The organism is uncultured Ellagibacter sp. (assembly GCF_934617235.1).
Taxonomy (GTDB): Bacteria; Actinomycetota; Coriobacteriia; order Coriobacteriales; family Eggerthellaceae; genus Ellagibacter.
In genome coordinates, this window is record NZ_CAKTTZ010000071.1 from 1 (window position 1) to 6820 (window position 6820).

Genomic DNA, 6820 nt, shown 5'->3' on the forward strand with positions numbered 1-6820 from the left:
ACCTCGAATGCGGCGACGCCATGGTCTACTGGACCAGGCAGATCGCCGACATGTCAACGGTGGTTTAACATAGAGAATCGGAGTTTCTGTACGAGATTGACGTTTTGTTGCGAAGGAATTGTGTGCGACTCCTCAAAAGTCATGTGATTGTGGATTATCTCTTCTCGTTTTAACCGTGCATGCGACACTTTCAGGGCAGTTAAGGCTTCATATCGGCCAACTTCACCATTCCTTCATAACATTTCGTCAATCTCGTACAAAAACTCGTGTCGGCATCAATTGCACCCCCCAGGAAAGGACCAGGGGCGCCAAGGGAGGGACCAGGGACGCCCTCGGGAAGATGCGGATGGGTAGCAGGAAAGGCAGTCGTGCCCTCGGGAAGGACCGGGCGTATCCTCGAGAAGGGGCGGATGCGCTCAGGAAAGGGCCACGTGCTCCAGGAAAGGGCGAGGTGCTCCGAGTCGCACTCGGCTGAGCGAAGGCGCCCCCGAATCACATCGCAGCTCGGGGATGAGGTTGCCCACAACGCACAAAGGCCGGCTCCGATGGATAACGGAGCCGGCCTTTGGCGGGAAAGGGCTTTTCATATCGCAGGGGAAGGAGTCCGCGATGCAAAAAGTTGAAAGGTTGGGGGCGCGGCGGGTGTCGCACCCCGAGCAAAGTTGAAGGGTCGGGGGCGCAATCAACCTCACGCCCCCCGGTAAAGCAGGATTACAAGACGAACGGCGTCACCATGGTGATCGGCAGAGCTGCGATCAGCACGAGCAGACGGAGCATGAAGCCGCCGATGAGCACGCCGATGTCGGACATCGCGGAAATCGCGTGCGCCTTGCGGCTCTCCTCAAACTCCTTCGGGGAGAAGAAGAGCATCCAGGTCTCGAGGATCGTCGGGCCGACGAGGCCGACAATCACGAACAGGACCCAAAATGCAACCGCATACTTGCCAGCGAGCAGCGCCATAACCGACTCATAGCCCGCAGTGGAGTTCGTCACCGTGATGAACATGAGCGATGCAACCAGCAGCATCTCGATGCACGGGAAGCAGAAGTGGAACTTCTTGAACACGCCCACGCGGTTGAACTCCTCAGGGTGCTTGAACACACCTGCGAGCAGCACCGATGCCATGCCGGTCGACATTGCCGAAACAAGGAAGAGGATCGGCAGCAGCGCGTTGTTCCACAACGGGAACGTGTTGCACACGCCGAGCAGGCAGCCGGTGTAGATAGCGACGCAGATGCCCAGGATCGAGCCGGCAAGCTCGATGCCCCAGGGGACGCGACGCTTCGTAAGGTCGAGGATCATGGCGATCAAAGCCACGATCACGAACAGCGCCAGGATAACGACGCCCCAGGTCATCACAGACCCGAAGTTCGTCAGCAACAGGGCGAAGCGCAGCGGGTTGTAAAGGCCCGCCTTCGCGTCGAACATCAGCAGCACAAGGCCGATGATAACGACAATCGGGGCGATGATATGGCCGATCTTACGCATATTCACCGCTTCAGGATGACGCCATGCCAAAAATGCACTCGTCGCGAACGCGCCACCACCCAAGCCGCCAAGGAACAGATAGCAGGCGATGATGCCGCTCCAAATAGGTTCGAAGGTCATCTCTCATCACCTCACATAGAAAACTTTGGACTTGGTCAGGTCGCCAGCGATAGGCGCCGCATGCGTGCGATTGATTTCCTTGACCAGCTCGCAATCCGGGTCGTCCAAATCGCCGAAGATACGAGCGTGGGTCGGGCACGCCGTCACGCAGGTGCACATCTCGGTACCGTTCTCGTAGTTCGACACGTGGCAGAAGCGGCACTTGTCGACTGCGCCGGTCTTGGAGTTGCGCACACGAACCTGATACGGGCACGCTGCCATGCAGTACAGACAACCGATGCAGCGACCCTGATCAACTTGCACGATACCATCGGTGCCGATATGGGCAGCACCAGTCGGGCACACCTTCGTGCAGGGCGCGTCTTCGCAATGCATGCACTGCAGGGGCACATGCTCGACGCCTACCTGCGGATACGTGCCGGTCTCGCGATCCTCGAAGCGGACGAACGCCTCGTCCGGCTCAAGGCCGTTTTGCCGCTGGCACGCAAGACGGCAGGTGTAGCAGCCGATGCACTTCGTGGTATCGATCAACATTCCATAACGGGCCATGTTTATGCACCCACCTTCCTGACGCTCACGATAGCCTCCTGCGAGCAGATGCCACCGTAGCCAGGCTCAATGCGGAAGGGCACGAAGTCCATCTGACGCAGGCCGAACCCGTAGGCGGTCTTCTCGTCCTTGGAGCTGCATCCGTAGTGGCTCGGCATGTAGAGGGCCTCGGGGTTAATGCGCTCGGTGACGTGCACCTTCACCGTACCCTTCGCCTCATCGTTGGAAATCTCGACCTCGTCGCCTTCGGAGATGCCGAGCTTCGCCGCGCGGCTCGCGTTGATCCAAACACGATCGAGGTTGTACTGCTTGGAAATGTTCATGAGCGCCGGCACGTTCGCGGTCTGCGTATGCGTATGAACAGCCTGCTTGCCGCCGATCAGGCGGAAGTAGTTGTCACCCTCGGGAACGCTTGCCACAGGCTCAATCCACTGCGGGACGCTCGGGTAACCGGCAGCGTGGCACGCCTCGCTCGAGAACTGAATCTTGCCCGTGGGGGTCTTCCACGTCGGCGTCTTGCCGAACTTGAAGGTCTTCTCGGGGAAGCGGGCGGTGCCGGCAACCCTCAGGCCATCAAGCGTGAGGCCCACCGTGCGAAGCTGCGCGTCCGCAAGTTCCTCAACCGTGAACGGGAAGTACTCGCCCACACCACATGCCTCGGCGAGCTCGGTGAAAATCTCGTCGACTGGCTTGGTGTTCGGGTGAATCTTCTCGATCACCTGGTCGCGCAGGGAAACTGCGGGGATCTTGCCGCCGATGAACTCGGGAACTTCCAGGCGCTCCAGGTACGTCGTATCCGGAAGCACGTAGTCGCAAGCCTGGCAGGTTTCGGTCATCTGGATGTCGATGGCAACGGAAAGCTCGAGGTTGGAGAGACAGTCCTCAAGGTACTTGGGGTTAGAGTAACCCGCAACCATGTTCGAGTTGTAGAAGAACATGCCCTTGATTTCGCCCTTCTTGGCGAGCTCGGCAGCGTAGACGTTCACGCCCATGCCCGTAAGGGACAGCGGGTATTCGTCCGAACCGGCAATCTTGCCCTCAGGCTTGGGGACAGACAGGAACTTCTCCTTGTCAAGATCGCCCGCCTTCACGGAGTTACCGAAGAAGGCGCCGCCTTCCTGGTTCCAGCAGCCGAGGAGCGTGTTGAAGCAGCACACCGCGCGAGCCGTCTCGCCGGAGTTCGCATAGCTGCAACCGTAAGCGCCGCGCCAAGAAGGCTCGATGGAAGCTGCCGGTGCCGCCGTCGCGAGGTCGGTCGCCAAGCGCTCGATCGTGTCCTTCGAGATGCCGGTGATTTCCTCGGCCCATGCGGGCGTGCAGTCCTTCAGGTAGTCGGCCCACTCTTCGAACCCGACGGTGTTCTCGGCGATATAGCTCGCGTCGTAGAGCTTGTTGTGCACGACGACATGCGCCATGGCCAGGATGAAGGCCAGGTCAGTGCCAGGGTTGATAGGCACCCACTCGTCGGCGAACGCGATGGAGTTGTTAAGACGCGGGTCGACAATCACCAGTTCGGCACCGTTTTCGTGCGCCTTCTGCATGGCGTGCAGCTGGCTCGGCTTGATAGCGTCGGCGTAGCTGCGGCCGATGAACATCGTCATCTTGGAGTTCGCCACATCGGAGGTGAAGTCACCCGTGCCGATGACCTGCGTGAACCCAGCATTCTTCGACATGTTGCACGCGGCACCGTGCGTGTAGACATTCGGGCTGCCAAGTGCGTTCATGAAGCGCTTGGTGTAGTAAGAGCCGCTCGGACGCGGGTCCTGCACCATGGCGAGCGCCTGGGGGCCCTTCTCGTCGATGATCGCCTTGACCTTCTCGGCGATCTCGCTGTAGGCCTGGTCCCACGTGATCTTCTCGAACTTGCCGCCGTTCTTCTTAAGCGGGTCGGTCAGGCGATCCTCGTTGTAGGCGATGGAGGCGAAGCCGTAACCGCGACCGCACAGCGTGCCTTCGCAGTTCGGATGGTTCGCATCGCCGATCATCTTGCCAAGCTTGCCGTCAACGACGTATCCCGTGAACCCGCACTTCGATGAACAGGAGTTGCACAGCGAGTGGGCGGTGTAATGATCGATATCGCTCGTCCCGCGCGCATCCGCCTGCTCCCAAGCGTTGAAGCTCAAAAAGCCCGCGCCCGCCGCAACGGCAGCGACCCCGGCGCTTCCGGCCAGAAAGCTTCGCCTGGTAATAGCGTTTTCTGACATTGCTGATTCCTCTCTATATGCATCTCGCGTCATCGTCTTCGCTCCCCTTTGATGCTCTTCCGCTCACGCCGCATCCTCTGTCTGCTCGGCAACGATGCCGATAAGCAGGTCGCACAGGCAAACGTAGAAGTTCGCCTCGCTTCCCAGATTGATGAGACGCTTGCGATACGAGGTAAGCCAATTGAACCTCTCGGAGAGAAACGTTCGCGCCTCGTCCACCATTCCGCTTCTCAGAAGCACGGCGATCACATCGAGCTCGAGAGCCAGATGGTCAGGGCAATCTGAGAATTCCGGCGGGACGCTAAGCCCCAGTCGCTCCACAAGCGCGGACATGTAGCGGGCAGAAGCGCCCAGATACATCCCCTTGCCGTCGACGGGCGAAAGCAAATCGCCAGCCTTGGCCGTGTTCACGTAAAGCGACTCGATCGGAAGCGCCGATTCGGGCAAGCCTCCCGTGAAGTGGCGGGCGGCAAACTGCCGCTTCTCTTCATGGGTAGGAGGGCAGAACAGTGCGCAAACCTCGCACTCCGACAGGAAATCCTGCAAAGGCGCGTGGTTGCCGCGACGATAATCCGCGGGGCTCTTGTCGACCCCGAGGCTTCCGCCGTTTTGAAGGATGAAGCGTGCGCCATCGAGAAACTCAGCCCATGCCTCGCGCGCGGACAATTTCTCCCATTCCGCCTTCTCGACGGGAGCAAAGCACTTGGAGAGAATCGAGAACACCGCTGCGTCGTCCAACATTGCCTGTTCGCTCCTTTCCGAATCGATCGTTTGACTTACTTACCTTGCATCAGCGGGAAGCCGACGCTTACGCAGAGACGAGCGTGGTCGTGCGAACGACGCCCATGTCGATGCACTTCTGCGCGATATCTTCCCAATCGATGAACTGGATGGCACCGTTGGGGCACTGCTCTGCGCAGCGGCCGCAGGAGATGCACTTCGTGGAAACGCCCGTTTCGGTATCGATGCGAGGCATGTTCCAGGGGCAAGCCTGCGCGCACATGCCGCAACCGATGCACAGCTTCGGGTCGACCGTGCGGGCGCCCGTCTTCTCGTCGGGCTTGATGGCATGGACCGGGCAGTATTTCATGCACCACGCGTCGGCGCACTGCTTGCAATGCTCGACGGTGAATTCGCATGCGCCGGGGTTGCCATCGCCGAACGAGCCTTCGCCCGTGTCGGGGCTGGTGCCCCAGTAGTAGTTATCCCAAACGCGGACGCGGGCGATGTTCTGGCACACGCGGCCATCATTCTTCAGCGTGCACATCATTTCGCAACGCTGGCATCCGGAGCAACGGGCGCGATCGGTGACGATCATCTTGGTCGCGGTGTGGCGGATGTCGATGCGGCCCGATGCGATCGACTGGCTCGTGACGCCCCACGACGCCAGCACGCCGCCCACGACGAGACCGGCGACGCCACAGCCTGCCATCGCAAGCACCTGGCGACGGGTCATCGCATGTTTCGGCTTTGCTTCCACAGCTTCAGTTTGCTCGACGGCGTTCGTCGGGCTCTCTTCAGGGGCGCTGCCGTTGATATTGGTATCTGACATTTTTGGTACTCCCCCTCACATATCGGTGAGTCTCTTCCTTCGGCCCCGGGTTCCTCGCGCGCCTTTATATAAGGTACGCATCCCGGTGGCTCCCCCTCTTCATTTTGGCCTTGATAGGTCACGCAACGCTAAGCATTATGCGCGCCAACGGAATACCCCTGTACCCTCTTTCGGGGGCAAAACCTCATCTACCTGCAATTTCGCCCAAATACCCTCAAAGAGGGTACAGGGGTATAGAGCCCAGGTGAGACACTTCGCGGCGACGAGTTTGTATCGTCTGCAACCCCAAGTCGCCTTGACGTGTCACGCAACGCACGATAAGCGAGAGATTTGGAGATGCAACAATGGCTGACACGAAGTCATATGGCTGGGCCGGCAAGATCTTGCGCGTGAACCTCACGACCGGATCTACCACCACCGAGCCAACCGCACCCTATGAGGAATATATCGGCGGCATGGGCCTGGCGAACAAGATTATCTACGATGAGGTCGCCCCGGGCACCGATCCTCTTTCCGAGGACGCAAAGATCGTTTACGCCGTCGGTCCCCTGACCGCAACCGGCGTGCCTCTGGCTGGCCGTACCACGGTTTGCTTCCTTTCCACCTTCACCACCGACTATCAGGTCGTCGATGCGCACTGCGGCGGCATGCTTGGCGCGAAGATCAAGATGGCGGGCTACGACGCCATCATCGTCGAGGGCAAATCCGACAAGCCGGTTTACCTTCACATCAAGAATGACAAGGTCGAGATTAAGGACGGCTCGATGGTATGGGGCCTTGGCACCCGCGCCACGACCGAAGTCTTAAACCGCCTCGAGGGCGTCAGCGCCTGCGTCGCGACCATCGGCCCCGCAGGCGAGAACCTTCTCCCCTACGCCTGCATGATGAATTCCCGCAACCACTCCGC

Annotated in this window: 6 protein-coding genes; 1 reads left to right on the forward strand and 5 read right to left on the reverse strand. The window is 59.8% G+C overall.

Translation table 11 applies throughout. From position 1 onward, the window contains the following. Positions 1–711: 711 nt before the first annotated feature. From nrfD to Q0G85_RS10020, 5 genes are all read right to left on the reverse strand, one after another. Entirely contained in the window at positions 712–1608 is an 897-nt protein-coding gene (gene nrfD, locus Q0G85_RS10000; protein ID WP_276998569.1) for an NrfD/PsrC family molybdoenzyme membrane anchor subunit, read from the reverse strand. A gap of 6 nt (positions 1609–1614) precedes the next feature. Further along, on the reverse strand, positions 1615–2157 hold the full coding sequence (locus Q0G85_RS10005) for a 4Fe-4S dicluster domain-containing protein (RefSeq protein WP_158050117.1): 543 nt from the start codon (positions 2155–2157) through the stop codon (positions 1615–1617). A 2-nt stretch (positions 2158–2159) separates the two neighbouring features. Continuing rightward, the gene (locus tag Q0G85_RS10010; RefSeq protein WP_297157568.1) at positions 2160–4361 is read right to left on the reverse strand and encodes a molybdopterin-dependent oxidoreductase; all 2202 of its coding nucleotides are present in this window, start codon (positions 4359–4361) and stop codon (positions 2160–2162) included. 63 nt (positions 4362–4424) lie between these two features. Continuing rightward, on the reverse strand, positions 4425–5102 hold the full coding sequence (locus Q0G85_RS10015; protein WP_297157572.1) for a molecular chaperone TorD family protein: 678 nt from the start codon (positions 5100–5102) through the stop codon (positions 4425–4427). Between the two features lie 67 nt (positions 5103–5169). Next, complete coding sequence (locus Q0G85_RS10020) at positions 5170–5913, reverse strand: 4Fe-4S binding protein (RefSeq protein WP_297157575.1); 744 nt, start codon at positions 5911–5913, stop codon at positions 5170–5172. 344 nt (positions 5914–6257) lie between these two features. On the opposite strand from Q0G85_RS10020, the gene Q0G85_RS10025 reads away from it, so the two are divergent. Then, a partial coding sequence (locus Q0G85_RS10025; protein WP_297157578.1) for an aldehyde ferredoxin oxidoreductase N-terminal domain-containing protein occupies positions 6258–6820 on the forward strand: 563 nt, incomplete at its 3' end.

Coding starts and splice junctions, on each gene's coding strand:
- nrfD (WP_276998569.1), bottom strand. CDS start 1,608: ATGACCTTCGAACCTATTTGGAGCGGCATCATCGCCTGCTATCTGTTC.
- Q0G85_RS10015 (WP_297157572.1), bottom strand. CDS start 5,102: ATGTTGGACGACGCAGCGGTGTTCTCGATTCTCTCCAAGTGCTTTGCT.
- Q0G85_RS10010 (WP_297157568.1), bottom strand. CDS start 4,361: ATGTCAGAAAACGCTATTACCAGGCGAAGCTTTCTGGCCGGAAGCGCC.
- Q0G85_RS10005 (WP_158050117.1), bottom strand. CDS start 2,157: ATGGCCCGTTATGGAATGTTGATCGATACCACGAAGTGCATCGGCTGC.
- Q0G85_RS10020 (WP_297157575.1), bottom strand. CDS start 5,913: ATGTCAGATACCAATATCAACGGCAGCGCCCCTGAAGAGAGCCCGACG.